The sequence below is a fragment of the Nitratireductor arenosus genome (genome assembly GCF_009742725.1).
Classification (GTDB): domain Bacteria; phylum Pseudomonadota; class Alphaproteobacteria; order Rhizobiales; family Rhizobiaceae; genus Mangrovimarina; species Mangrovimarina arenosa.
In genome coordinates, this window is sequence record NZ_WPHG01000002.1 from 261,930 (window position 1) to 288,595 (window position 26,666).

A 26,666-nucleotide genomic window follows, 5' to 3' on the forward strand; every position below is an offset into this window, starting at 1 on the left:
TGTGGAGGATGTCGCAGCCGGGCCCCCGGGCGGCACGTGCGATCGCGGGGCGGGGAAACACCGTCATGCCGCCTCCATGCCGTGGCCGGCCATCAGTTCGGCAAGCTCGCGCACCGAGCGTTCGCCGCGCACCGAGGGCGGCGAAAGCCGGCCCTTGAACATCACGCAGACATGGTCGGAAAGCGTCAGGATCTCGTCGAGGTCCTCCGAGATCAGCAGCACCGCCGCGCCGCGCGCACGCGCCTCCAGCAGTTTCTGGTGCACATAAGAGATCGCGCCGACGTCGAGCCCGCGCGTCGGCTGGTTGGCCAGGATGATCTTCGGATCGGGATCGAGCGCCCGGCCGAGGATCAGCTTTTGCATATTACCGCCCGAAAGCAGGCGCACGCGCGCCTCCGGCGAGGGGCATTTGACGTCGTAATCGCGGATCAGCTCCTCGGCGAAACCGCGCGCGGCGGCCCAGTCGAGAAAGCCGTGCCGGGAAAAACGCGGCGAGCGGTAACGCTCGGCGATGACGTTTTCGGTGACGCTCATGTCGCCGATCGTGCCGACAGCGTGCCGGTCCTCGGGGATGCGGGCGACGCCGGCCTGCAGCGCGATCGCCGGCGACCACGTCTCCACCGCCTCGCCGGCGATGCGAAACCGTCCCGACCGCGGACGGTGAATGCCCGACAACAGTGCCGCCAGCGTCGTCTGGCCGTTGCCCGACACGCCGGCCAGCCCGACGATTTCGCCGCCGCGCAGCGCCAGCGAGACGCTTTCCAGGCCGACGGGACCGGAGGCGGGCGCGGCGCAAACGGCCTCGCATTCGAGCAGCACCGGTCCCGGCGTGGCCTCGGCGATCGCCGGCGGCGCGATTTCCTGGCCGATCATCAGCGCGGCCAGTTCTTGGCGCGTCGTGCCCTTGGTTTCGCGTTCGCCCGACAGGCGGCCGGCGCGCAGCACCAGCACGCGGTCGCTGATCGCCAGCACCTCGTTGAGCTTGTGGGAAATGAAGATCACCGAAAGCCCCGAGGCGACCAGTTTCTTCAGGGTTGCAAACAGCGCCTCGGTCTCGATCGGCGTCAGCACCGCGGTCGGCTCGTCGAGGATCAGCACGCGCGCGTCGCGATAAAGCGCCTTGAGGATCTCCACGCGCTGGCGCTCGCCGACGGTGAGGTTTGCGACCGTCTGGTCCGGTTCGACGGCGAGCCCGAAATCGGCGGCAAGCGTGCGGATGCGGGCGAGCGCCGTGGCGCGGTCGAAGCGCGGCGACCAGGACGACTGGGTGCCGAGCGCGATGTTTTCCAGCACCGTCATGTTGTCGGCCAGGGTAAAATGCTGGTGGACCATGCCGACGCCGGCTTCGAGCGCCGCACGCGGATCGCCGGGCGGCAAGGCCTTGCCGAACGCCTCGACCGTGCCCTCGTCGGCGACATAGTGGCCGAACAGGATGTTCATCAACGTCGTCTTGCCGGCGCCGTTTTCGCCCAGCAGCGCCACGACCTCGCCGCGCCGCAGTTCGAGCGAGATGGCGTCGTTGGCAACAAGCGGGCCGAAATGCTTGGTGATGTTGTGCAGATGCAGGACGGGTGTGGCGGTCATCGGGATCCCGGTCGCGACGGTCACGACCCTTTCTGCGCGTTGGAGCGAAGGCCGCCGAAACGACGTCTCGGCCTTCGCCCGGATCGCGGGTCGATTGCGGATGGCAAAATGCCGATCCGGCCTCTCCCTTGTGGGAGAGGCCGTTCGATCAGCTCGATTTCGGTTCCTCGTCGTTGATCTCGACGGTGAACGAGCCGTCCCTGATCGCCTTTTCCTTCTCCGCCACCTTGGCCATCACCGCGTCGGGCACCTTGCCCTCGAACGTGCCGAGCGGGGCGAGCGAGCAGCCGCCATGCTTCATGAAGGAATAGATGCCGTAATCGTCGGCCTTGAAGGAGCCGCCCTTGACCTCGGCGATCGCCTTGTCGAGCGTCGGCTCGAAATGCCACAGCGCCGAGGCGACGACGGTTTCGGGATAGTCGGCCTGGGTGTCGATGACGTTGCCGATCGCCAGAAGCTTGCGCTCCTGGGCGGCGTCGGAGACCCCGAAGCGCTCGGCGTACAAAATGTCGGCGCCGGCGTCGATCTGGGCGAAGGCGGTCTCCTTGGCCTTGGGCGGGTCGAACCAGGAGCCGATGAAGGCGACCTGGAAGGCGATGTCGGGCGCGGTCTCGCGCGCGCCGGCCATGAAGGCGTGCATCAGCCGGTTGACCTCGGGGATCGGGAAGCCGCCGACCATGCCGATATTGTTCGACTTGGTCAGCGCGCCGGCGATGATACCGGTCAGGTAGGAGGCATCCTGGATATAGTTGTCGAACACCGCGAAATTGGGATGGGCGTCGTCGGGCTTGAAGCTCGATCCCATCAGGAAGGCGGTGTCGGGGTAGTCGGCGGCAACGGTGCGGGCGGCGTCCTCGACGCCGAACACCTCGCCGATGACGAGCTGGTGGCCGGCCTCGCAATATTCGCGCATCACGCGCTCATAATCGCTGTTGGAGACGTTCTCGGAAAACACATAGTCGATGTCGCCGCGGTCCTTGGCGGCGTTGGCGGCCTTGTGGATGCGGCTGACCCATTGCTGTTCGACCGGCACCGTGTAGATCGCGGCGACCTTGACCGGCTCCTGGGCGAACAGTCTGGTGGGCAATGTGGCGGCGCCGGCAAGGGCCGCCGTGGCGCCGGCGACCTTCAAAACGGTGCGGCGCGAGACGAGGGACGATGCTGATCCGGGAGAGAATTTCGTCATGGGTCCACCTCTGGTTGGAACGTGCGCGAGGACGTTGCCCGCCTCATTTTTTATCAATTGGTAAAGACTAGAAGAAATTTTGCCGCCCGGCAATCGCGATCGGCGCGTTGCCCACCGGTGTCGCGCGCTCAGCCCAGCCTGGCGGGAACGCGGGCTTCGAGGCGCCGGAAGGCGAGGACGATCAGCCCGGTGATGACCAGATAGACCAGCGCCAGCAGCAGCAGCGGCTCGAAGATGATGAACGTGTCCTGGCGCACACGGCTCGACACGGCGTAGATGTCGACGACGGTGATCGTGGCGACCAGCGGCGTCGCCTTCAGCTGCAGCACGGTCTCGCCGGCGAGTGTCGGCAGCGCGCGCTGGATCGCCTGCGGCAGCCAGATGCGACGGAAAATCTTCCAGCGGCTCATGCCGAACGCGCGCGCGCTCTCCAGTTGGCCGCGCGGCACGCCGGCAAAGGCGCCGCGCATGACCTCGCCCTCGTAGCCGGCGAACGACATGGTCAGCGCCAGCACGGCATAGGGCCAGGCCTGGCGCAGATACGGCCACAGTTCCGAGCCGCGGATCCAGGGAAATTGCGGAAACAGCGAGCCGAGCCCGAAATAAAGCAGCCATAATTGCAGCAAAAGCGGCGTGCCGCGGATCACCGTGCAGAAGGCGCGCGCCGGCAAGGCGAGATAGGCCGGCCCGGCCGCCTGGGCGAGGCCGAGCGGCACGGCGAGCGCGAAGCCGAGCATGCAGGTCACGACCAGCAGCCACAGCGTGCGCCAAAGCCCCTCGACGGCGAGCGGGGCATAGTCGGGGATCCAGTCCCAGCGCATGGTCCAGCCGGCATAGGCGGCGAGCGCCAACGCGATGGCGATCAGCACGATGCGGTGCGGTTTCAGCCAGGCGCGCAGCGGCGGCAGCGGCTTGCCGGTGACCTCGATCACGTTTGCCATCAGCCCGCGCCTCCGACATGCGGCATGCCGCGACGCGCCCAGCGCTCGACGCGGGCGATGATGACGTTGGAAAACAGGGTCAGGAGCAGATAGAGCACGCCGGCGGCGACGAAGAAGGTGAAATAGGCCTTGGTCGCGCCGGCCGCCTGGCGGGTCGCCAGGGTCAGTTCGTTGAAGCCGACGACGGCGAGCAGCGCGGTGTCCTTGGTGGCGATCAGCCACAGATTGGCCAGGCCGGGTATGGCGTAGGGCAGCATTGCCGGCAGGGTAATGCGGCGCAGGAGCAGGCCGGGCGCCATGCCGTAGGCGCGCGCGGCCTCGATCTGGCCCTGCGGGATGGCGCGAATGGCGCCGCGAATGACTTCGGTCGAATAGGCGCCCTGGACGACGCCGAGCACGGCGATGCCGGCGACGAGGCCGGAAATGTCGACCGGCGGGTAGCCGAAGGCCTCCAGCGCCCGGTTCACCAGATCGGTGCCGGCGTAATAAAGCAAAAGGATCAGCACCAGTTCGGGCACCGCGCGCACCACGGTGGTGTAGACCTCCAACAGGTCGCGGACGACCGGGCCGCCGTAAAGCTTGCCCCATGCGCCGGCGGTGCCGATCACAAGGCCGATGCCGAACGCGCCGAGCGCGATCTGGACGGAACTGGCGAGGCCGCGCAGCAGCGTTCCGCCCCAGCCGGGCGGGCTCGGTGCGAGCAGGTCGAAAAGGCTCAGTTGCAGCAGGGTCTCAAGCAGGTGCTTGTCTCCGGCGGTGAATGCGCGTCGCGCCCCCCGCCGGCGCCGCCCGGCGGCGTGCCGATCGAGGGGCGTTCAAGCTCTGGCGTCGGCTAGCCGCCAAAAATATCGAAATCGAAATATTTCTTGGTGATCTCGTTATATTTGCCGCTGTCGCGGATCGCCCCGATGGCGGCGTTGAGCTTGGCCTTCAGATCGTCCTCGCCCTTGCGCACGCCGAAGCCGACGCCCGGTCCCAACACGTCCAGATCGGGCGCGACATTGCCCTTCATCTCGCAGCACGCCTTGCCCTGGTCGGTTTGCAGGAAGGCGTCGAGGGCGAGCGAATCCGCCTGGGTGGCGTCGATGCGGCCGGCGGCCAGGTCGGCATTGGCCTCGTCCTGGGTCTGGTAGACCTTGATCTCGGCAACCGCATCGCCGAAATGTTTTTTGGCGTAGACGTCGTGCACGGTGGAGACCTGGACGCCGAGGATCTTGTCCTTCAGCCCATCGGGCGTGGCGTCCATCTCGACGCCCTTGGCGCCGGCGATCCCGGTCGGGGTATTGTAATATTTGTCGCTGAAATCGATCGATTTCATCCGCTCGGCGGTGATCGACATGGAAGCGGCGATGAAGTCGATCTTCTTGGCGTTGAGCGCCGGAATGATGCCGTCCCACGACACCGGCGTAATCTCGCAGTCGAGTTCGGCCGCAGCGCAGATCGCGTCGGCGATCTCGACTTCCCACCCGACCCACTTGCCCGACGCGTCCGGCGAGGCGAAGGGCGGGTAGGGTTCGGCGGCGATGCCGACCTTGACGGTCTCTGCCTGTGCCGCGCCGAGCGACATCATGCCGGCCGCGAACATGCCGGCGGCGAATTTGGCGAAGGATTTCATGGAAAACTCCCTTTGTTTGGTTGCGGTTCCCTGATTGCTGTCTCAGCCGACCGTGCGTAAAAATTGCTGCAACCGGTCGGATTTCGGCGCGCCGAACAGGTCTTCGGGCCGGCCTTCCTCCTCGACCAGGCCCTGGTGCAGGTAGACGACGTGGCTGGCGACCTCGCGGGCGAATTTCATCTCGTGGGTGACGAGCACCATGGTGCGGCCCTCGCCGGCGAGGTCGGCGATCACCTTGAGCACCTCGCCGACCAGTTCGGGATCGAGCGCGGAGGTCGGTTCGTCGAACAGCATGACGCGCGGCTCGACGGCGAGCGCGCGGGCGATGGCGCCGCGCTGCTGCTGGCCGCCGGACAGGAAGGCGGGGTATACATCGCGCTTTTCGGCCAGCCCGACCCGTTCGAGCAGCGCCTCGCCGGTTGCGATCGCCTCGGCCCTCGCGATGCCCAGCACATGCACCGGCACCTCGATGACGTTTTCGATCAGCGTCATGTGGCTCCACAGATTGAAGCTCTGGAACACCATGCCGAGCCGGGAGCGGATGCGCTCGATCTGGCGCCGGTCGGCCGGCATCATGTCGCCGTGGCCGTCCGGTTTCAGCCGGATTTGCTCGCCATTGACGCGGATGATGCCGCTGGTGGGGTTTTCCAGACAATTGATGCAGCGCAGCAGCGTCGACTTGCCCGATCCCGAGCCGCCGATGATGGCGACCACCTCGCCGTCGCGCGCCGACAGCGACACTCCCTTCAATACGTGCAGGGCGCCGAACTTCTTGTGCAGGTCCTCCACATGGATCGCCTCGGCCGGTGTGCCGGATGGCTCTTGTGCTTCGGGTTGCGCGGCCGCGACCGTCATCGGTCACGCTTTCGCGGCGTATCGAACACCCGCAGACCCACCCGGTGCGCCATCGCCTGTCGCATCGTTCCCCGTTTCTTTCGCCGGATCCGTGGTCGCTGTGGCGGCGGACCGGCCTTTGTTTTTCGAGGCCATTACGGCACTTGCCGGCTTGTTATGCAAGCGTATAAATACGGGCGCCCGATTTCGTGGGCCGGAGGAATGGAAAAATCGTGACGCAATACGGCTCGCAATCCATGGCCGCGCCGCTGAAGCGCGTATTGATGTGTTCCGCCGGCACCGCCATGCGCGGCGCCGATCCGGCGCGCTGGCATTACGGACCGCAATTCGATCCGGCCAGGGCGGCGGCCCAGCATGCGCGGCTAAGCGCGCTGGTGGAAGCAGCCGGCGCGCGGATCGACTGGCTCGACGGCGCCGACGGGCTGGCGGATTCCGTCTTCACCCACGATCCGTCCTTGATGACCGATCGCGGCGCGGTGATCCTGTCGATGGGCAAGGCGCTGCGCGGGCCGGAGCCGGGCCTGCACGAGGCACATTACCGGGATCTCGGCATTCCCGTTCTCGGCCGGATCGCGGCGCCGGGCCAGGTCGAGGGCGGCGATTGCGTGTGGCTAGACCCGTCCACGCTTGCCGTGGGGCGCGGGGTACGCACCAACGGGGCCGGTATCGGCCAACTGGCCGCGATCCTCGAACCGCTGGGCGTGACCGTGCACGGTTTCGACCTGCCTTTGTGGCACGGGGCCGACGCCTGCCTGCATCTGATGTCGGTGATCAGCCCACTCGCCGACGATCTGGCGCTGGTCCATGCGCCGCTGCTGCCGGCGCCGTTCTGGCAGATGCTGCGGGCGCGCGGCATGGTGCTGGTGGAGGGCGATCCGGACGAATTCGCGGCCAGCAACGGGCTGTCGCTCAACGTGCTGGCGACCGCGCCGCGGGCGGCGATCGCGGTTGCCGGCTTTCCCCGGACGAAGGCGGCGATGGAACGGGCCGGCTGCAGCGTCGCGACCTTCGAGGCCGATGCTTTGTGCATTGCCTGCGAGGGCGGGCCGACCTGCCTGACCCGGCCGATCCTGCGGCAATGACGACCAATGGACGCCGCAAGTTTCGCCGCGAAGGCGAGGGGCGTCGCCGCCGGGATCTGATCGAGGCAACGCTGGACTGCGTGGCTGAAAACGGCATCGAAGGCGCAACGGTGCGGGCGATCGCGTTGCGCGCCGGTGTCAGCGCCGGACTGATCCGGCACTATTTCCCCGGCAAGGCGGACCTCCTGCAGGCCGCCTATGCGGCGGTGGTCAAAAGGATGACCGACCAGGCCAAGGACGCGCTCGCCGCGCGCGAGGCGCGCCCGGCCGAGCGGCTTGCCGCCTTCGTGCGCGCCAATCTCGGTCCGCCGGTCGTCGACGCGCGCATCTTTTCGCTGTGGGCCGGCTTCATCGCCCGCGCCCATGCCGATACCGCGCTCGCCGCCGTGCACCGGGAAGGCTATCTCGGTTTTCGCGACGAGGTCGAAAGCTTGGTGGGCGCGGTGCTGGAGGAAGCCGGCCGCCCCGCTGACACGGCGATGCTGCGCCGGCATGCGATCGCCATCAACGCCATTATCGACGGGCTATGGATCGAGGGCTGCATGGCCAGCAGCCTGTTTGGCGAGGGCGAACTGGCTGGAATCGCGATTGCCAGCGTCGCCGCGCAACTCGGCGTCGACCTGCCGGGCCGTGCAGGGAGCGGGCATTGATGAAGACAGTCGGCGAGGCGTTGGTTGCGCTTTTGGAGGCGCATGGGGTCGACACGGTGTTCGGCATTCCCGGCGTCCACACGATCGAGCTTTATCGTGGCCTTGCGGGCTCGCCTATCCGGCACGTCACGCCGCGTCACGAGCAGGCGGCGGGGTTCATGGCCGACGGCTATGCGCGCGCGACCGGCCGGCCGGGCGTGGCCCTGCTGATCACCGGACCCGGCCTGACCAACGCCGTCACCGCGATCGCCCAGGCGCGCGCCGACAGCGTGCCGATGCTGGTGATTTCCGGCGTCAACCGGCTAGACAGCCTCGGCCGGGGGCTCGGCCATCTGCACGAACTGCCCGACCAGCGCGCGTTGATGCGCAGCGTGTGCCTGATGTCGGAACGCGTCGAGCGGCCGCAGGACCTCGGCGGAACCGTCAGTCGCGCCTTCGACCGTCTCGCCTGCGGCCGGCCGGGCCCGGTTCATATCGAGATCCCGCTCGACGTGATGGGCCTGCCTGCCGGCGACCTGTCCCTCGAGACCGCGCCGCGACCGCTACATGCGACGCCCGCCAAGGCCGAGCGCGACCGCGCCTTTGAGATCCTGGCCCAGGCCCGCCGACCGGCGATCCTGATCGGTGGCGGCGCGCGCGGCGCGGCCGACGCCGTCGCGCGGCTGGCCGAACGGCTCGACGCGCCGGTGATTTCGACGGCCAATGCGCGCGGCATCATGCATGGCCATCGGCTGGCGGTGCCGGCAAGCCCGAGCCTGAAAGCGGTGCGCGCCTTGTTGGCCGACAGCGATGCGGTGCTGGCGCTGGGCACCGAAATGGGGCCGACCGACTACGACGTCTATGCCGATGGCGGGATGCCGGCGCTCGCCAATCTGGTGCGGGTCGATTGCGACGGCGGCCAGCTCGAGAAAACCCCGTGCGCGGTCGCGCTCGCCGGCGATGCGGCGGCCACCGCCGCGGCGTTGGTCGCGGCCCTCGGCGGCGGCGGTGATGGTTCGGCAGGCACGGGCGCCGAACGCGCCCGGAAGGCGCGAGACGATGCATGGGACGAGATCGGGCAGCGCATGCGGACCCATGTCGGCGCGCTCGAGGCGATCCGCAGCGCGGTGCCCGGCGCGACCATCGTCGGTGATTCCACCCAGGCGATCTATGCCGGCAATCTTTTTTACGACCACGACCGGCCGGGCGGCTGGTTCAACGCCGCCACCGGCTATGGCGCGCTCGGCTACGGGCCGCCGGCGGCGATCGGCGCGGCCCTCGGCCGGCCGGGCGCGCCGGTGATCTGCCTGAGCGGCGACGGCGGCATGCAGTTCGTTTTGGCCGAATTGGGCACGGCGGTCGACGAGGGCGCGCCGGTGATCTTCGTTGTCTGGAACAATCGCGGTTTCCAAGAAATCGAGGCGTCGATGCGCGCGGCCGGTATCGTGCCGGTCGGCGTGCGCCCGTCGGCGCCGGATTTTTGCGCTGTCGCCACCGCCTACGGCATGGCCGCCGAGCGGATCGGAGCGCTGGCAGATCTCGGCGCGGCGGTGGCGCGGGCGCGGCGCGCCGGCGGCCCGGCGCTGATCGAGCTTGCCGGCGCGCCGGAGCTTTGAGAAAGACCCGCGTCCGCGATGAGGGCGTTCAGGCGGAGCGGCGGCGCTCGCCGTAGCCGGCGATGAAGCGACGCAGCCGGTCGGCGGCTTCATGCAGCACGGCCTCGCTCTGGCACAGGCTGATACGGATATGGCTTCTCGCGGCCTCGCCGAAGCTGAGCCCCGGCATGACGGCGACCTTTTCCGCTTCCAGGAAGCGCCAGGCGAACTGCTCGCAATCGAAATCGACGGCCGAGATGTCGAGCATGACATACATGCCGCCTTGCGAGCCGCGCACCGTGATGTCGTTGAAGCCGCGCACGGCGTCCAGAAAGGCCTTGCGGCGGGCGCCATAGCGCTCGGCGATCTCGTCGACCCCATAGGCGTTTTCCAGCGCCTCGATCGCGGCGCGGCTGACGAAGTCGTTGAGGCCGTAGGTGGTGACCAGGTTGAGGCTCACCAGCCTGGCGACGAGATCGGCCGGCGCGGTCAGCCAGCCGATCCGCCAGCCGGTCATGCCGTGGCTCTTGGACATGGAATTGATCACCAGCGTGCGCTCGGCCATGCCGGGCAGGGCGCGCGGCGAGACATGTTTCTTGCTGCCGGGCAAGGTCCAGTAGACCTCGTCGGAGATCAACCAGAGATCGTGGCGCCGGCACAGGGCGGCGATCGCCTCCAGCGTGTCGGGCGAATAGACCGCCCCGGTCGGGTTGTTCGGCGTGTTGATCAGCAGCGTCCGGGTATTGTCGCGGATGGCGGCCTCGATCGCTTCAGCGCGCGGCTCGAACCCGTCCTCGGCGCGCGCTTCCACGACGGTGAAATCGGCGCCGGCGGCGCGAAACGTGCCGGGATAGGTGGCGTAGTAGGGCGCGATCATGATCGCGTGGTCGCCGGGGTCGAGCGTGGCCTGGGCGGCGGCGAACAGGGCAAGCTGGCCGCCCGGCGTGGCGATCACCTGATCGGGGCGCGTCTCGAGGCCGGTCGCCTGCGCCGAAATCGCGGCCATGGCCGCGCGCAGCCTGGGCAGTCCGGCGAGCTGCGTGTAGTGGTGGCGGCCCTGGCGGACCGCTGCCACGCAGGCTTCGACGGTTTTGGCCGGCGTGTCGAAATCATGATCGCCGACCGACAGCATCATGATGTCCTCGCCGGCCTGCTTGCGTGTCATGGCGGCGAAATGAACCTCCCAGCCATCCTTGCCATGGGGGGTGATGCCGGAGATGCGGGACGAAGGGTTGGGCATTTGGAGGCCTTCCGAAAACGCTAGGGCGCACTCAGCGCGCCGGTCCGCATGGTTCGCGAGCGCGCGTGATTTGTCCACCCCGCCAGCCGCGCCTCCTGACGTATCGGCTTCGACCGCAGCGTGATGTCCGCCAAGAATCCGCCGCGTCCGCCTAGAAAGCCGCTTTCGTCGTGAAAAGTCCAATCGCCTTTTTGCGGTTTATGATAGGAAATCGGCGCCGGGACGCCGTGTGAGGGTTGCGCCCCGGCGGAGTCGACCCGTCGCCGGCAATATGCGAAGGAAGGACGGGATAGCGGAGTGGGTCAGCACACGAGCCTGTTGTGCGACCGTCGCCGCGACGGTTACGGTAAGGATGGTCTTGGCGCGCAACGACCGCGCGACTGGACGCGAAGCAGGTTAGGGACGGCGGGATGCTGGCGCCAGACAAACACAACGACACGGTATTGGACGCCGACATCGTCGACGAGGCGATCATTTCGCGGCGGTCGGTGCGCGCATTTCTGTCCGATCCGGTCGACCAGGAGACGATCCGCGATATTCTCAAGGTCGCGAGCCGTGCGCCGTCGGGCACCAATATGCAGCCCTGGAAGGTTTATGTGACGACCGGCGAAAAGAAACGCCAGATCGCCGATGCCATCCTCAATTCCGGGATCAGGGCCGAAAAGGCCAAGTGGGACGAATACCGCTATTATCCGGACCAGTTCTTCGAGCCTTATCTGTCACGCCGCCGCGCGGTCGGATTCTCGCTCTACGGCCATCTCGGCATCGGACGCCGCGACGTCAATCAGATGCGTGCCCAGCACGACCGCAATTTCGTCTTCTTCGACGCGCCGGTCGGCATGATCTTCACTATCGACCGCCGGCTGAACCAGGGGTCGTGGGTCGATTACGGCATGTTTTTGCAAAACATCATGGTGGCCGCGCGTGGCAGGGGCTTGCATACCTGCCCGCAGGCGGCGTTCGCGCCCTACCATCGCCAGATCCGGCCCGTGCTCGGCATCCCCGACGAGGAGATCGTGGTATGCGGCATGGCGCTCGGCCACGAGGACACGTCCAAGCCGGAAAACAAGCTGCGCACGGAGCGCGCCGATCTCGAAGAGTTCGTGACCTTTATCGACTGAAACGGGAAGGCTACGGCCCTTCGCTCGCCGGGTCAGGGCTAAAGTGGGATCCGATTTCAGGATCGAGACAGGCCCAAATTCAACAGGCTGAAGCGCATCGGGCGTATCCGGAAGATCACGGCCGGTTTTTGCGAATGCCTACGGCGGCAGTAACGCAGTAACATTGTCGGCAATCGTGCGTATGTGACGGTTGGATACGACTGGTCCGGTGCCCCGTCACGATGAAACGTGGCCGTGTCGCGGCTGCCGTTCTGGGTATCGTCGCCGAGGGAACCTGGAACCGGTTCCGATCCCACGCGTTGCAATCGCATAGGAGAACGAAAATCGGACTTCAGTGGCCATGCTTGCACGGATTTTGCAGTTTCTTTCGATCATTCTCATTGCGATCTATATGGTTCCTCAGGCCGCGCACCTGATTGAATATCCCGGGAAAATCATCATGGACCGGGAAGCCTATTTCGCGGTCCAGCAAATCTATGCCGGTTGGTCTTACGCTGCTTTCGTGCTTTTCGGCGCCTTGGCCGCAACACTGGCGTTGGCGTTTTTCAGCCGCACTCAAACGCTGCCGGCACTGCTGGCATCCCTGGCGTTCGTGCTGATGGCGGCCGTTCTTATCGTGTTCCTCACGCGCGTGGCGCCGATGAACGCGGTGACCGAGCAATGGACGATATTGCCGCAGGCGTGGCGTCCCGTGCGCGCGCAGTGGGAAAACGGGCATGCGATCAACGCCGTTATCACGTTCCTCGCGCTTTTGAGCGCAACACTGGCGGCGCTGGTCTGGAAGCCGGACGCGTCCTTGCAGCGCGGCTCATCTTGAACGGGCGCTCAACCGGACGGGTTTTGGAGGAGCAACGGAGGTAGCACGGGTGTTTCCTTACCCGTTGCGCAATCCATGTGCCGGGTAAGCTATGGGAGCGGCGACCTACTCGAACACGTCGTTGCGCACGGGAAATCGTCCATCGAATGCGATCGGCACGCCCCTATCGGTTGCCGGGTCGAAGGCGTGAACATGCAGATGCGGTTCGGTCGTGTTGCCTGAATTGCCGACCTTGCCGATCGCATCGCCGATCGAGACCTGCTCTCCGACCTCGACGTGCACACTGTCCTGCATGAGATGCGCCAACTCGACCGCCAGGTCTCCGCAAGCAAGGACGACGTGATTGCCGCTGGCATTGTCCCGGTCCCTCTCCGGCGGCACGAGATCGGGGAGGTCTGTGCGTATGGCAACCACCTCGCCGGCGCAGGGGCTGACGACGGCGGCGCCGAAGGCGGCATAATTCTCCAATTCGTTCGGCATGATCCCGCGCGCGCGGAACCCGCTGGGATAAAGCGCGGTGATATCGGCGGCAAAGCGCTGTGTCGAATGTCCGGCGTGGCGGTTGAGAATTCCGACTGCGCCGGCCTGAGCGGCGAAGAATCGCCCGCCTTGGAGAGGAAATGCCAATTGCCGTGTGTCGGGCGGCGGGGACATCCCTGAGAGAACGTGGAGGAGGGCGCCGGTAAATAGCACAAGCGTGACGATCGATGCCCAGTGTTTTTTCAACGCGCTCGCTCCGGGGCGCCAGGGCAGCGAAAGATGCGCGCGCAGCGACCACAGGATCGCGGCGCAGAACAGGCCCAACAAGACGAACCGGGTATAATATCCGGCGATGTCCCAGCGGCCGACGAGAAAAATCAGCGAGACGAAAACCGTGGCGTCGGCGACAACGATGAACCAGCCGGTTTTCGAGCCTTCGGCCAGACGCAAGACCCGGACGGTGTAGAACAAGGGCATAAAAATGCAGACGGCGAGAAGAACAATGATCAAGAAACCCACTCTCACCTCCTTCCGGGGAATTCTCCGTGCGGGAACGAAAATCCGTTCCCTCAAACCGCTTTCATCCAAAAATGAACGGTTTCAGCCGACCGTGTAGCCGGTTTCCTCGCTCGCGTGGCACAACGCCGTCCAGAAAGCGCGGGCGAAGGAGCGGAAGACGTAAAGGTCGAACTGCTCGGCGCCGGAGCGCTGGATTTGGGCGAAAATATCGTGATGGCTGGTCGCGCGGCCGGCGCCGAGCGGAAAGGTGGTCTGGGAAAAGTCGAGCGCGAAGAACTTTGCCAGCACCCAGTCCGCCTTCGGTCCGGCCAGGCGCAGCGCCGTGCGGCCGTGCGACAGGTCGGTGACTGTGCCGGTGTCCACGTCGATTACGGCGCCAAGGGCGGCGGCGAGGCCCTCCTTCTGGTCGATGGCTAGAAATTTGCCGGGTGCGAAGCCGAATGCGGCCTTGGCGCCATCGACCTGTCCGGCGCCGGCGCCGTCGGCGAGCGCCAGGCCGGTAACCGACTTGATAGCGTCAATCAGCGTCTTTTCCCGACCGGGCCAGGCGGCGGCCTGGACGATCGAGCCCGGCCGGGTCTCGCTCAGGACCAGACCGGTCTCGCCGGCGGTGTTGGGATAGGCGCCCGGTTTCCAAGCCGCGCCGAGCGGCGACACGGGTTCAACCATGCATGCGGCTCCCTTCCGGATCGTAGAAATGGTGGCTGACGATCTCGACCGGCCCGAAACGCTTGCGCAGCGGGTCGGAGACGAAGGCGCGCGTGCCGTGGCGCGTCTTGCCGCCCTTGACGAGCGCCAGCGCGATATATTTGCCCAGTGCGGGCGAATAGCAGCCGGCGGTGACGTGGCCGATCGAATCGCGGATTTCGGCCGGGTCGTTGTGTTCCACGATATGGGCGCCGCCGCCGAGCGGCCTGTCGTCGAGGGCGACGATGCCGACCAGGCGGATGCGGTCGTCGTCGCACAGGCCCTCGCGATCCATCATCATCGACCCGGCGAAGGGTTTTTTCTTCGACAGCATCCAGTCGAGATAAAGATCGCGCCCGGTGGTGCGCCCGTCGATCTCCGCGCCGGTGACATGGCCCTTTTCGATACGCAGCGTCCCCAGCGCCTCGAGCCCGTACGGCACGATGGCGAACGGTTTGCCGGCCTCCATCAACGCTTCCCACACATGCAGGCCGTGGCCGGCGCCGCAATAGACCTCGTAGGCGCGCTCGCCGGAAAAGGACAGGCGGCAGATCATCACCGGCACGCCGTCGATCTCGCCGCGGACGATGCCCATGAAGGGCAGGGTGTCGTTGTCGACGGCCGTACCGGCAACGCAGGCGGCCAGCACGTCGCGCGAATGCGGGCCGGCAATCGCGGCGCCGGCCCATTCATCGGAGACCGAGGTGAGCGCCACCTTCAGGTCGGGCCAGACGATGTCGAGATAATATTCGAGCTGCTGCATGACCTTGCCGGCATTGGCCGTGGTGGTGGTCATCAGGAAATCGGTCTGCGACAGGCGCCAGGTCGTGCCGTCGTCATAGGCCAGCCCGTCCTCGCGCAGCATCAGCCCGTAGCGGGCCTTCATCACCGGCAGGGTGGAGAATTTATTGGTGTAGACGCGATCGAGGAAATCGGCCGCGTCGGGACCCTGAACCATGATCTTGCCGAGGGTGGAGACGTCGACGATGCCCACGCCGGCGCGGGTGGCGGCGGCTTCGCGCACATAGGCCTGCTCGACGGTCTCGCCGCGCCCGCCATAGACCATCGGCCGGTACCAGAGCCCGGCCGCATACATGGTCGCACCGCTTTCGACGTGCCAGTCGTGCATCGGGGTGAGCCGGTCGGGCCGCAACTCGCCATAGCGCTCGGCCGCCAGTGCGCCCAACGAGACGGGGGTGAAGGGCGGGCGGAAACGCGTCGTGCCGACCTCGGGAACGGTTATTCCGCGCGCCTCGGCCATGATGGCAAGCCCCGGCACGTTGGAAGTCTTGCCCTGGTCGGTCGCCATGCCGAGCGTGGTATAGCGCTTGAGGTGCTCGACGGAGACGAAACCCTCGCGATGCGCCTGGCGCACGTCCTCGGCGGTGACGTCGTGCTGAAAGTCGACGAAGGCCTTGCCGGCCTTGCCGGACGGGCGGATAGCGAAGACCGGCGCGGGAGCGATGTCCAGTTCCAGGGTCTCGACCCTGGGCAGCGCGGATTTGCGCGGCGGCTTGCCGCCGGCCACCTTCGCGCCGGCTGCGAGCCCGTCGGCGAGCGCGGCGGCGGTCGCGAAATGGCCGGCAAAGGCGCCGGCGCCGATCCAGTTCTGGGTCGGCGCCGGCGGCAGGAACGCTTGCAGCGCTTCGTCCCATCGCGGCGCCGTGCCGGCCTGGCTCGCCAGGTGGATCGCCGGCGACCAGCCGCCCGACATCAACAGGCAGTCGACCGCGATCCTGCGCGGCTGGCCGGTGATTTCGCCCTCGCGCAGGCGCTGGACGGCGATCTCGCGGAGCGCCTTGCCGCCTTTGGTGCCGGAGACGGCGTGGCCGGCAAGTATCTCCGCGCCGGCCCGTTCGGCGAGCGCCCGGGCGGCCGACGAGACCGTGTCGCGCATGTCGACGATGGTGGCGATTGTCGCGCCGGCCTCGGCCAGCGCGGCAGCGGCGCGATAGGCATCGTCGTTGTTGGCAAAGAGCGCGACCCTGGAGCCGGCCACGACGCCGTATTCCCGCAGCAGGCGCACGGCCGCGTCGGCGAGCATCACGCCAGGCCGGTCATTGCCGGGAAAGACCAGCGGGCGCTCGAACGCGCCCGTCGCCAGCACCACCGCGCCGGCGCGGATCGTCCAGTGGCGATGGCGCGGCTCGCCCTTGTCGGGCGCCGGCTTGTGATCGGTGACACGCTCCAGTGCCGCCAGCGTGTTGCCGTCGTAATAACCCCACACGGTCGTGCGCGGCAAAAGCCGCACCGTGTCCATGGCGCCGAGCGCCTCGATCGTCCTTTGCGCCCAGGCGGCGGCCGGCAGGCCGTCGATCGTGTCGCCGGACCATTTTGCCGAACCGCCCGGCACCGGCTCGAGATCGGCCAGGATGACGCGCTTGCCGGCCTCGGCGGCGACCTTGGCGGCCATCAGGCCGGCCGGTCCGGCGCCGGTGACGAGCACGTCGCAAAACGCGTTCATGCGTTCGTAGCGGTCGGGATCGGCGTCGCGGCCGGCCCGTCCCAGGCCGGCGGCGCGGCGGATGAAATGTTCGCACGCCATCCAGAACCGCGTGCCCCTGAGCGGCCCGACGACCGGGCCCATGAAGGTCTTGTAGTAAAAGCCGGCCGACAGCAGCCCGCCGGCGAGCTGGTTGACCGCGCCGGCGTCGACATCGAGCGAGGGAAAGCGGTTCTGGCTTTCCACCGTCAGGCCTTCGTGGATCTCGATTTGCGTGGCGGCGATATTGGGCTCGCGCACCGTGCCCTTGAGCACGGTGACCAGCGCGTTGGGCTCGTCGACGCCGGCGGCCAGCAGGCCGCGCGGGCGATGATATTTGAACGAGCGTCCGAAAAGCCTCATGCCGTTGGCCATCAGGGCGGAGGCGAGCGTGTCGCCGGGATGGCCATGATAGGACTTGCCGTCGAAACTGAAGCGGATCGTGCGGCCGCGGTCGATCCGGCCGCCCTCGGTGCTGCGGCGCGGGCTCATGGTTTTTTCCCTTTGGCCGGTCCGGTCTTCGTGCGGCTCTTGGGCGAGCGCCTGGCTGGCCGCGGCGTCGCGCCTTGGGCTCCCGCGAAGGCGACGCTTTCGATCGCATGCGTCAGGGTCGAGCGCACGATCAGCAGATGTTTGCGGCAACCGCCGGCGTGCTGCCAATATTCGCGATGCGGGCCTGCCGGATTGGAACGGTCGTAGACATAGGCGTTCCAGCGGGCCTGGTCGGTGTCGTGCTGGTCGGGGCGCGGCCGGTTGGCGTCGCCCTGGTAGGAGAACTCGGCAAGGTCGCGCGGACCGCAATAGGGGCAGGTGATCAGCATCGGGCGATCCTAGTGAAGCTTGGGCGTGGCGCCCTGGCCCTTTTCGTCGATCAGCGCGCCGCGATGGAAGCGCTCGAGCGTGAACGGGGCGTTGATGGCGTGCGGGGCGTCCTTGGCGATAGTCCAGGCAAAGGTCCAGCCCGAGGCCGGCGTCGCCTTGAACCCGCCGTAACACCAGCCCGAATTCAGATACATGCCCGGCAGCGGGCCGGTGGTGATGATCGGCGAGCCGTCCATCGACATATCCATCACGCCGCCCCAGGAGCGCAGCAGACGCACCCGGGCGAGGCCGGGAAACAGCGCCACCATCTCGCTCATCACCTCCTCCACCACCGGCAGGTTGCCGCGCTGGGCGTAGGAATTATAGCCGTCGAGATCGCCGCCGAAGACAAGGCTGCCCTTGTCGGACTGCGACATGTAAAGGTGACCGCCGCCGAAGGTGACCACCGTGTCGACGAAGGGTTTCAGCGATTCGGTGACGAAGGCCTGCAGGACATGGCTTTCGATCGGCAGCGCGTCGATGCCGGCCAGTTTCATGACGCGGCCGGTCGAGCCGGCGACGGCCACGGCGATTTTCTTGGCCCGGATTTCTCCGCGTGTGCTTTTGACGCCGACCACGCGGTCGCCTTCGCGCAGGAAACCGGTGACCTCGCAATTCTCGACGATGTCGACGCCGCGCCGGTCGGCACCGCGTGCATATCCCCAGGCGACCGCGTCATGGCGCGCCGTGCCGGCACGCGGCTGCAACAGACCGCCGACGACGGGAAAGCGGGCGGACTTGCTCAGGTCGACGCCCGGCACCTTCTTTGCGATCTCTCCCGGGGTGAGCCATTCGGCGTCGCCGCCGCCGTGCAGCATGGCATTGCCGCGGCGGATATAGTCGTCGGCCTGGGCCGGCGAATGGGCGAGATTGAGGATGCCGCGCTGCGAGAACATCACATTATAGTTCAGGTCGTGCGCGAGTTCCTCCCACAATTTCACGGAAAAATCGTAGAAGCGGATCGATTCGGGCAGCAGATAGTTGGAGCGTACGATGGTGGTGTTGCGGCCGATATTGCCGGAGCCGAGCCAACCTTTCTCCAGTACCGCGACATTGGTGATGCCGTGTTCCTTGGCCAGATAATAGGCCGTTGCCAGCCCGTGACCGCCGCCGCCGACGATGATGACGTCGTAGTCGGTTTTGGGTTCAGCCTTGCTCCAGGCCGGTTTCCAGTCGCGATTGCCGTTCCACGCGTTCTTGAGAAGGGAGAAAAAGGAATATTCGGCCATGGTGCCTGTCCGCTCGCAGTCGGTGCGACACTATAGGCCCGCAATCCGGTCGGAAAGCCTGGAATACGCCGTCGCCTTTCGCTGGACCGACCATGCCGCGCCGGCCCATCGCCTCTGGCCGGCTTGCTCCATCGAAGCGGTGTTACTAATGATGGAGCCGAAGCCGATTGCCCGTGGGCGGAAGCAGCGCGTGATTTTATCCTTGTTTCGATTTGTCCGTTTTTTTCTCGTAGTGGCCGGGCTGGCGCTGTCGGCCGGAAGCACGGCGGTCATGCCTGTCTCGGCCCAAACGGAAACGGCCAAGGCGGCAGCCGGCGGCAGCCTGCTCGACAGGCAGCGGGCCGCGATCGAGGCGCTGATAAAGCGGGTGGAGAACCTCCAGCGACTGGTCGAGCAGAACGCGACCGACGATGCGCGGCTGGTCGAATTGCGGCTCCAACTCGAGGATCTGGCGGCCGCGTTTCTGGGGGCCGGCGTCGAATTCCGCCCGCGCCTCAACGAAATCAATCTGCGCCTCGACACGCTCGGACCGGCACCGGGAGAGGATCAGCCGCCGGAGCCGGAGATCGTCGCCGAGGAACGGGCGGCGCTGGTTCGGGAAAAGGCGGAGATCAACGTGCTGCTCGGGCGCGCCGAAAGCGAATCGCTCCGGGTCAACCGGCTGATCGATCAGATCAGCGCGATGCGCCGCGACCTGTTCACCGACACGCTGTCGAAACGCTACGACATCGTCTCCGCGCTGAGCCCCGGTACGCTGGACGACCTGATCGCGGAGGCCCGCGACCTCTACAGGGCGTTCGCGTCCTGGCTGCGTTTCGTCACCACCTTCAAATGGCAGTCGGTGCTGATCGCGACCCTTTTGGCGGTCGGGGCGGCGGGGCTGCTTTTGTTGATCGGTAACCGGTTTTTCTCGGGGATGGTGGAAGTCGACGAGGCTCAGCCGTCGCCGACCTATCTGTCGCGGCTTTCGGTCGCGTTCTGGTCGACCCTGCTGCCGTCGGCCTCGCTCGCCGTTTTCTTCGGCGCCAGCTATTTCTTCTTCGACTATTTCAACGTTCTGCGCTCGGATATCGCGGAGATGCTGTCGACCTTCGCCCAGGTCGCGGTGATCGTGTTCTTCGTCAACCGGCTGGCGCGCGCGGCGCTGTCGCCGGGCCGCGCCGACTGGCGACTGCTTCCGGTCGATTCGAAATCCGCCTTCCGCCTGTTCTGGCTCGCCTGGATGACGGCCGTCATCAACGGCCTCGACGTGGCGATGAACAAGATCAACCAGGTGATGGGCTCGCCGCTGTCGCTGACCATCGCCAAGAGCCTGATCGCCACGGTAATCGTCGGTGTGCTGGTGACGCTGATCGGTCTCGTGCGCCCGGCGCGCGGCGACGAGGACACGCAGGGGCCGCGTCGGCTGAGGCCGCTCAACTATTTCTTTCTCGTGCTCGGCATCGGCACCACGGTCGCGGCGATACTGGGCTATATCGGCTTTGCGCGTTTCCTGTCGAAGCAGATCGTCATCACCGGCGCGATCGGGGCGACGATGTATATCGGCTTTCTGTCGGCGAGCGCGATCTCGCGCGAGGGCGCGTTCATCGACACCGCGCTCGGGCGCTTCGTGCGCCGGCGCTTCCTGCTCGAAGATACCTCGCTTGACCAGCTTGGCTTGGTCGCCAGCGTCTGCACCAACATCCTGATCATCGCCATCGGCTTTCCACTGATTCTGCTGCAATGGGGTTTCCAGTGGGGGGACATCACCAGTTGGGCCTACCGGCTCGCCAACGAGATCACGATCGGTTCGGTCTCGTTCTCGCTGGTCGGCATCCTAACCGGCGTTCTGGTGTTCGCGCTCGGCTATTTCCTGACCCGCGGTTTTCAAGGCTGGCTCGACGGCTCGGTGCTGGCGCGCGGGCGCGTGGACGCCGGCGTGCGCAACTCCATCCGCACCGCGGTCGGCTATGCCGGCATCGCGGTCGCGGCGCTGATCGGCGTTTCGGCGGCCGGGATCAATCTGTCCAATCTCGCGCTGGTCGCCGGCGCGCTGTCGCTGGGCATCGGCTTCGGGCTGCAGAACATCGTATCGAATTTCGTCTCCGGCCTGATCCTGCTCGCCGAACGCCCCTTCAAGGCGGGCGACTGGATCGAGGCGGGCGCGGTGACGGGCACCGTCAAGCGCATCAGCGTGCGGGCGACCGAGATCGAAACCTTTCAGCGCCAGACGGTGATCCTGCCCAATTCCGACCTGATCAACGCCGCCGTCGGCAACTGGACCCACCGCAACAAGCTCGGCCGCGTGGAGATCCGCATCGGCGTGGCCTACGGCTCCGACGTCAAGCGCGTCCACGATATCCTGCTGGAGATCGGACGCAGTCACCCGCTGGTGCTCAAAAATCCCGAACCCTTCGTTTTTTTCGCCGATTTCGGCGCATCGTCGCTCGATTTCGAACTCAGGCTGTATTTGTCCGACATTTTGAGCGGACTTTCGGTGCAAAACGCTATTCGCTTCCAGATCGTGGAGGCATTCGAGCGCGAGGGCATCGAAATTCCGTTTCCGCAGCGCGACATCCACATCAAGGACGCGACGGGCCTGCTGGGGGACGCCGCGCGGCCGGCCGGCCCGCCCAAGGCCGGGATGGTTGAAAAGGACGATCCGGCGCCCCCCGTCGCTCAGACCGAGCCGGCCGAGCCCAAGCCGAGGCGGCGGCGGCGCGGGCGTATCGATCCGGACAGTTGAGGCGGCCGACCCGAGGGGCCAGTTCCGGCGGGAACGAGGGCCGCGTTGCCGCGTTCAGTTGCCGTTCAGCATGGAAGCCCTATAGACTAAGTCAAAAGCCGAGCCACGGCTCGTCCAAACCCTATGAGAGGCGGTGGAAACACCGGATTCGACAGATGAAAAGACCCTTCATGACTATTGCAGCCCTGCTTGTCGCGGGCGCGCCGGCCTTCGCGGCCAGCATCGTCAATCGCGATTCGGAGCCGCGCACGGTGATCGTCACGGAAGGCGGCTCACAAAGCGAACTCGTCCTGGCCGGTGGCGAAACGGTCCAGTTCTGCCCCAATGGCTGTTTCGTCACCATGCCGAATGGCGACCGCGAGGCGTTGACCGGCACCGAGGCGGTCGAGATAGATGGCGGGCGCGGGCGCATCCGATAGCGAGGTTTGTGCACACCGCCTGCAAAGGCCGGGCTCTGTCCGGCCTTTTATCTTTCCGGCTAACCGCCTGTTAAGCCTGCGTTTCGAAAAGCCGCCCACGAGGGTGGTGTTACGGCTCGGATTCAACTTTCCGTAGGGCAAACCCGGCTAGACCTTCACGAGACGGCGCACCCGAAGACCGGCGCGCCCTGCTTGTGAAGGTTGCCTGACATGGACGCTCGCACCGATCGTACCGCCATTCCGCTGGCCGTCGACCTGGACGGAACGCTGATCGCGACGGATCTGTTGTGGGAAGGGCTTTTCCTGCTGCTGCGCCGGCACCCGCTCGCCTTCCTGCTTGTGCCGTTCTGGCTGCTTGGCGGACCCGCGCGGCTCAAAAACGAAATCGCGGCGCGTGTCGACATCGATCCGGCGAGCCTGCCCTATCGCCAGGCGGTGACGGCGCGGCTTGCGGAGGAAAAGGCGGCCGGGCGCCGCATCATCCTGGCGACAGGCACGCCGCGAAAATTCGCGCAGGCGATCGCCGCGCATCTGGGCCTGTTCGACGATGTGCTGGCGACCGAGGACGGTGTTAACCTGACGTCGTCGCGCAAGCGCGCGCGGCTTGTCGAAATTTTCGGCGATGGCGGGTTCGACTATGTCGGCAACAGCCGCCACGACCTGCAGGTGTTCGGTGCCGCCCGCGAATCGATCGTGGTCGCGCCCGACCGCGCGGCCGCGCGCTGGCAAGCCGCCCACGGCTGCGACCTCGTGCCGGGCGAACGGCCCGACCTGCGCGCCGTCGTCAAGATGCTGCGCGTGCATCAATGGCTGAAGAACACACTGATCGCGGTGCCGATGGTGCTGTCGCACGAATATCTTAATGTCGAGATGGTCGTGGCGTGCCTGATCGCCTTCTTCTCCTTCAGCACCGCCGCCTCGGCGATCTACATCATCAACGATTTCTTCGACCTTGCGCTCGACCGCAAACATCCCACCAAGTGCAACCGGCCGTTCGCGTCCGGGCGGCTGTCGATCCCGTTCGGGCTTGCCAGCATCGTCGTGCTGCTTGCAACCAGCGCCGTTCTGGCGGCGTTTCTCGACCCGCAATTCTGGCTGGTGCTGGCGGGTTATCTGGTCGCCACCACGGCCTATTCGGTGTCGCTCAAACGTATGCTTCTGATCGACGTGTTGACGCTCGCCGGTCTCTACACGATGCGCATCCTCGGCGGGGCGGCGGCCACGGGAACGGAAGTCTCGTTCTGGCTGCTTGCCTTCTCGATCTTCTTCTTCCTGTCGCTGGCGCTGGTCAAACGCTTCGTCGAACTCGACGGTGGCGAACTGGAACGCGGCGTGCGTCTGGCCGGACGCGGCTACCGGGCCGAGGATATCGACATTATCGGCCAGTCCGGTGTCGCTTCGGGCTTCGCGGCGGTGCTGGTGCTGGCGCTCTATATCGATTCCGGCAGCGTGCGCGAACTCTACGGCGAGCCGTGGATGGTGTGGCCGCTGGCGCCGATCGTGCTCTACATCGTCATGCGCATCTGGGTGCTGGCGCGCCGCGGCGAGATGCATGAGGACCCGGTCGTGTTCATCATCCGCGATTGGCGCAGCCAGCTCGTCGCCGGCTTCGGGGCGTTGCTGCTGGTAGCGGCGAGCATGTGATGAAAAACGGTCTGCAGAGTTTCGGACGGCCGAACGCGGCCCGGCAATCGTCCCTGACGTTCGATGAAGCGGCCGGGCTTCTGTCCTCCGGCGAGGCGAGGGCGCAAAGCCTGCTCGCCTTCGGCAATGGCCGCAGCTATGGCGACACCTGCCTCAACAGTTCCGGCCGGCTGGTCGACATGCGCCCGGCCGCGCGCATTCTGGCGTTCGATCCCGAGACGGGCATTCTGGAGGCCGAAGCCGGCGTGCTTCTGGCCGACATCATCGCCCACGCCGCCCCGCACGGATTCCTGCCGCCGGTGCTTCCGGGCACGCAATGGGTGACGCTGGGCGGTGCGATCGCCAACGACATTCACGGCAAGAATCACCATCGGCGCGGCACGTTCGGCTGCCATGTCGAGAGGCTTTCACTGCTGCGGTCCGACGGGCGCGCGCTCGAGTGCCGCTCGGACGCAAATGCAGACCTCTTCCGCGCCACCATCGGCGGCATGGGGCTGACCGGGCTGATCACCGGGGCTTCGATCCGGCTGATGCCGGTCGCCGCGCTCGATATCGAGCAAAAGGTGCGCCCGTTCGACCGGCTCGACGAGTATTTCGCGCTCGCGGAAGCGGTCGACGCGGCCAATGAATATGCGGTTGCCTGGATCGATCAGCTCGCCGCCGGCGTCAATGCCGGGCGCGGGCTTTTGTTGACCGGCAATCACGCCGACAGCGGGACGCTGCGCTACGATGTGCGCCAGGCGCGGCTGAAAGTGCCGTTCCAGCCGCCGCTCAACCTGCTCAACCGGCCGGCACTCAAACTGTTCAATGCGGCCTACCGGGCCAGGACGGCGCGCGGCAGCGGGCGGGTCAATGCGCGCGGCTTCTTTTTCCCGCTCGACGGCGTGGCGGACTGGAACCGGCTTTATGGGCCGCGCGGGCTGCACCAGCACCAAAGCGCCATCCCCATGGATACGGCGCGTGAGGCGGTTCCGGCCCTGCTGGCGGCAGCGCGCCGGGCCGGCCAGGGGTCTTTCCTGACCGTGCTCAAGCGCTTCGGCGACTTGCCGTCGCCGGGCCTGATGTCGTTTCCGCGCCCGGGCTACACGCTGACGCTCGATTTTCCCGATCTCGGCGCGCGCACCCTGTCGCTGCTTGCCGAGCTCGACCGCATCACCGTTGCGGCTGGCGGCGCGATCAATCCCTACAAGCACGCCTTGATGGCGCCGGACGTTTTCGCGGCCTCCTTTCCGGCCTGGCGGCGGGTCGAGGCGCTGCGCGATCCGGCTTTCATGTCGGATTTCTGGCGGCGCACCGTGATCGACGGCCTGATCGCGCGCGAGTCGGCGCGCATGGCGGCGGAATAGATAAAATTGGAAGAAAATATGGTTATCAATAAGTATATCTGTTTTTCATTCAGACAATCGAATGAGATTCACGATTATTTCTCATTTTGATATTATGTCCAGGATGGATGTGGTGGTGACATGAAATATATCGGCTTCATATTGTTTACGGTGATGACGAACGCCGCGGCCCAGCTCATGCTGAAACACGGCATGATGACGATGGGGCCGCTCTCCTTCGCCGGCGTCAATCCGATCCTCAAGATCCTGCAGATCGTGTTCAGCCCGTGGGTGTTCTTCGGGCTGCTGACCTTCGTGATCTCGATGGCGTCGCATCTGTTCGTGCTGTCGAAGGTGGAGTTGTCCTTCGCCTATCCCTTCCTGAGCCTGGCCTATGTCGCGGTCGCAGTGTTTGCCTATTTCGTTTTCCGCGAGGATTTGAACGCGCTCAGGATCGCCGGCATCGCCTTCATCTGCGTCGGCACCGTGCTGATTGCCCAGAGCGGGCGGGCGCACGACGAGCCGGCCACCGTTTCTTCCCCGACCGTACAGACCAGCGAGTTGACCCGATGAGACATGTGATTTTCGGCGGCGACGGATTCGTCGGCCGCCATCTTGCCCCGAAACTTCTGGCCGAGGGCCAGGAGGTAATCGTCGCCGATATCGTGCGCAGCGAGTTGCCGCATTACGGCCAGGCGCAGTTCGTCCATTGCGACGTGACCGACAAGGCCTCTGTCGCGGCCGTGGGGCTTAAGGCCGACGACATGGTCTACAATTTGTCGGCCAAGATGCTGTCGCCGATCCAGGTTCGGGCCAAGCGGCACGATTTCTTCTGGCCGGTCAATTACCACGGCACGGAAAACATCATCCAGGAAATGGATATCAGGGGCGCCGGCCGGCTGGTGCATTTCACCACCGACATGATCTACGGCCATACATTCGTGTGGCCGCAGACGGAAGATCACCCGGCCAATCCGCTCGGCGAATACGGGCTTTCCAAGCTGAAGACCGAGGAACTCGCCGCCGAATGGCGCACGCGCGGCATGAAGATATCGCTGTTCAGGCCGCGTCTGATCATCGGGCCGGGCCGGCTCGGCATCCTGGAAAAACTGTTCAAGCTGGTCGATCTCAACCTGCCGGTGCCGATGATCGGGTCGGGCAAGAACCCCTACCAGTTCATCTCGGTATTCGACTGCGCCGAGGCTGCGAGGCTCGGCTGGAAGGCGGGCGTGCCCAACGAGGCCTATAATCTGGGCTCGCTCAACCCGCCGCCGGTGCGCAAGCTGCTCGGCGACCTGGTTCGCCACGCCGGTTCGAAATCCTTCCTGCTGCCGACGCCGGGCTGGGCGGTCAAGCGCACGCTCGACTTCCTCGACCTGATCAATCTGCCGCTGATGGATCCCGAGCAATATCTGATCGCCGACGAGATGTGCGTGCTCGACGTGTCGAAGGGCGAGCGCGAGCTGGGCTGGGTGCCCGCATACAACGATGGCGACATGCTGATCGCCGCCTATGACGAATATCGCGCCAAGCGCGAGGGGCGCGCCGTGCCCGCAACCCTGCAGCCGGCGGAATAAGGAACCAACAGATGACCGTGATGGCCAAGCCTGAAATCAAGACCGCGCGCGCC

At 66.1% G+C, this 26,666-nt stretch carries 23 protein-coding genes; 11 read left to right on the forward strand and 12 right to left on the reverse strand.

Annotated elements, in window-relative coordinates; translation table 11 throughout:
- Positions 1–63: 63 nt before the first annotated feature.
- From GN330_RS08200 to GN330_RS08225, 6 genes are all read right to left on the reverse strand, one after another.
- Positions 64–1,584, reverse strand: coding sequence for an ABC transporter ATP-binding protein (locus GN330_RS08200; RefSeq protein WP_156712205.1), 1,521 nt, complete (start codon positions 1,582–1,584; stop codon positions 64–66).
- Positions 1,585–1,732: 148 nt separating this feature from the next.
- Positions 1,733–2,770 carry a BMP family protein gene (locus GN330_RS08205; RefSeq protein ID WP_156712206.1) on the reverse strand — a complete coding sequence of 346 codons (1,038 nt, stop codon included), beginning with the start codon at positions 2,768–2,770 and terminating at the stop codon, positions 1,733–1,735.
- A 128-nt stretch (positions 2,771–2,898) separates the two neighbouring features.
- A complete protein-coding gene (locus tag GN330_RS08210; RefSeq protein ID WP_156712207.1) occupies positions 2,899–3,711 on the reverse strand; it encodes an ABC transporter permease in 813 nt (270 codons plus the stop codon).
- Positions 3,711–4,436, reverse strand: coding sequence for an ABC transporter permease (locus GN330_RS08215; RefSeq protein ID WP_246188635.1), 726 nt, complete (start codon positions 4,434–4,436; stop codon positions 3,711–3,713). Before GN330_RS08215 ends, GN330_RS08210 begins: the two co-directional genes overlap by 1 nt.
- A gap of 107 nt (positions 4,437–4,543) precedes the next feature.
- Positions 4,544–5,296, reverse strand: a complete 753-nt coding sequence (locus tag GN330_RS08220; protein WP_484549432.1) for a transporter substrate-binding domain-containing protein — start codon at positions 5,294–5,296, stop codon at positions 4,544–4,546.
- 72 nt (positions 5,297–5,368) lie between these two features.
- Positions 5,369–6,181: an ABC transporter ATP-binding protein gene (locus GN330_RS08225; protein ID WP_156712210.1), complete on the reverse strand. Its 813-nt coding sequence runs from the start codon at positions 6,179–6,181 to the stop codon at positions 5,369–5,371.
- A 212-nt stretch (positions 6,182–6,393) separates the two neighbouring features.
- Between GN330_RS08225 and GN330_RS08230 the strand changes: the two genes are divergently transcribed.
- The 3 genes from GN330_RS08230 to GN330_RS08240 are packed head-to-tail and all read left to right on the forward strand — an operon-like array spanning position 6,394 to position 9,508.
- A complete protein-coding gene (locus GN330_RS08230; RefSeq protein ID WP_343040442.1) occupies positions 6,394–7,263 on the forward strand; it encodes a dimethylarginine dimethylaminohydrolase family protein in 870 nt (289 codons plus the stop codon).
- Positions 7,260–7,913 carry a TetR family transcriptional regulator C-terminal domain-containing protein gene (locus tag GN330_RS08235; protein WP_156712211.1) on the forward strand — a complete coding sequence of 218 codons (654 nt, stop codon included), beginning with the start codon at positions 7,260–7,262 and terminating at the stop codon, positions 7,911–7,913. The genes GN330_RS08230 and GN330_RS08235 overlap by 4 nt, the downstream gene beginning before the upstream one ends.
- The gene (locus GN330_RS08240; RefSeq protein WP_156712212.1) at positions 7,913–9,508 is read left to right on the forward strand and encodes a 5-guanidino-2-oxopentanoate decarboxylase; all 1,596 of its coding nucleotides are present in this window, start codon (positions 7,913–7,915) and stop codon (positions 9,506–9,508) included. Before GN330_RS08235 ends, GN330_RS08240 begins: the two co-directional genes overlap by 1 nt.
- Positions 9,509–9,536: 28 nt before the next feature.
- Here the strand turns inward: GN330_RS08240 and GN330_RS08245 are convergent, their stop codons facing one another.
- Positions 9,537–10,727, reverse strand: a complete 1,191-nt coding sequence (locus tag GN330_RS08245) for a pyridoxal phosphate-dependent aminotransferase (RefSeq protein ID WP_156712213.1) — start codon at positions 10,725–10,727, stop codon at positions 9,537–9,539.
- A gap of 410 nt (positions 10,728–11,137) precedes the next feature.
- Between GN330_RS08245 and GN330_RS08250 the strand changes: the two genes are divergently transcribed.
- Entirely contained in the window at positions 11,138–11,848 is a 711-nt protein-coding gene (locus GN330_RS08250; RefSeq protein WP_156712214.1) for a nitroreductase, read from the forward strand.
- A gap of 340 nt (positions 11,849–12,188) precedes the next feature.
- On the forward strand, positions 12,189–12,665 hold the full coding sequence (locus tag GN330_RS08255; RefSeq protein ID WP_156712215.1) for a DUF1772 domain-containing protein: 477 nt from the start codon (positions 12,189–12,191) through the stop codon (positions 12,663–12,665).
- Between the two features lie 105 nt (positions 12,666–12,770).
- Here GN330_RS08255 and GN330_RS08260 read toward each other — a convergent pair whose 3' ends face one another.
- From GN330_RS08260 to GN330_RS08280, 5 genes are read right to left on the reverse strand one after another with little or no spacing between them, the layout of a single operon-like run.
- Positions 12,771–13,733 (reverse strand): M23 family metallopeptidase, encoded by a 963-nt coding sequence (locus tag GN330_RS08260; protein ID WP_156712216.1) that lies wholly within the window; start codon positions 13,731–13,733, stop codon positions 12,771–12,773.
- A 12-nt stretch (positions 13,734–13,745) separates the two neighbouring features.
- On the reverse strand, positions 13,746–14,333 hold the full coding sequence (gene soxG, locus GN330_RS08265) for a sarcosine oxidase subunit gamma family protein (protein ID WP_156712217.1): 588 nt from the start codon (positions 14,331–14,333) through the stop codon (positions 13,746–13,748).
- On the reverse strand, positions 14,326–17,325 hold the full coding sequence (locus tag GN330_RS08270) for a sarcosine oxidase subunit alpha family protein (RefSeq protein WP_156712218.1): 3,000 nt from the start codon (positions 17,323–17,325) through the stop codon (positions 14,326–14,328). The genes soxG and GN330_RS08270 overlap by 8 nt, the downstream gene beginning before the upstream one ends.
- Positions 17,322–17,654, reverse strand: coding sequence for a sarcosine oxidase subunit delta (locus tag GN330_RS08275; RefSeq protein ID WP_156712219.1), 333 nt, complete (start codon positions 17,652–17,654; stop codon positions 17,322–17,324). The genes GN330_RS08270 and GN330_RS08275 overlap by 4 nt, the downstream gene beginning before the upstream one ends.
- Positions 17,655–17,663: 9 nt before the next feature.
- Positions 17,664–18,923, reverse strand: a complete 1,260-nt coding sequence (locus tag GN330_RS08280) for a sarcosine oxidase subunit beta family protein (protein ID WP_156712220.1) — start codon at positions 18,921–18,923, stop codon at positions 17,664–17,666.
- Positions 18,924–19,194: 271 nt separating this feature from the next.
- On the opposite strand from GN330_RS08280, the gene GN330_RS08285 reads away from it, so the two are divergent.
- The 6 genes from GN330_RS08285 (at position 19,195) to GN330_RS08310 (ending at position 26,613) form a co-directional block, all read left to right on the forward strand.
- Positions 19,195–21,648, forward strand: a complete 2,454-nt coding sequence (locus GN330_RS08285) for a mechanosensitive ion channel family protein (protein ID WP_156712221.1) — start codon at positions 19,195–19,197, stop codon at positions 21,646–21,648.
- 155 nt (positions 21,649–21,803) lie between these two features.
- Entirely contained in the window at positions 21,804–22,067 is a 264-nt protein-coding gene (locus tag GN330_RS08290) for a hypothetical protein (protein ID WP_156712222.1), read from the forward strand.
- 210 nt (positions 22,068–22,277) lie between these two features.
- Positions 22,278–23,711 (forward strand): UbiA family prenyltransferase, encoded by a 1,434-nt coding sequence (locus tag GN330_RS08295; protein WP_156712223.1) that lies wholly within the window; start codon positions 22,278–22,280, stop codon positions 23,709–23,711.
- The gene (locus GN330_RS08300) at positions 23,711–25,057 is read left to right on the forward strand and encodes an FAD-binding oxidoreductase (protein ID WP_156712224.1); all 1,347 of its coding nucleotides are present in this window, start codon (positions 23,711–23,713) and stop codon (positions 25,055–25,057) included. The genes GN330_RS08295 and GN330_RS08300 overlap by 1 nt, the downstream gene beginning before the upstream one ends.
- A gap of 120 nt (positions 25,058–25,177) precedes the next feature.
- Positions 25,178–25,609 (forward strand): DMT family transporter, encoded by a 432-nt coding sequence (locus GN330_RS08305; protein ID WP_156712225.1) that lies wholly within the window; start codon positions 25,178–25,180, stop codon positions 25,607–25,609.
- Positions 25,606–26,613 carry an NAD-dependent epimerase/dehydratase family protein gene (locus tag GN330_RS08310; protein WP_156712226.1) on the forward strand — a complete coding sequence of 336 codons (1,008 nt, stop codon included), beginning with the start codon at positions 25,606–25,608 and terminating at the stop codon, positions 26,611–26,613. The genes GN330_RS08305 and GN330_RS08310 overlap by 4 nt, the downstream gene beginning before the upstream one ends.
- Positions 26,614–26,666 lie beyond the last annotated feature (53 nt).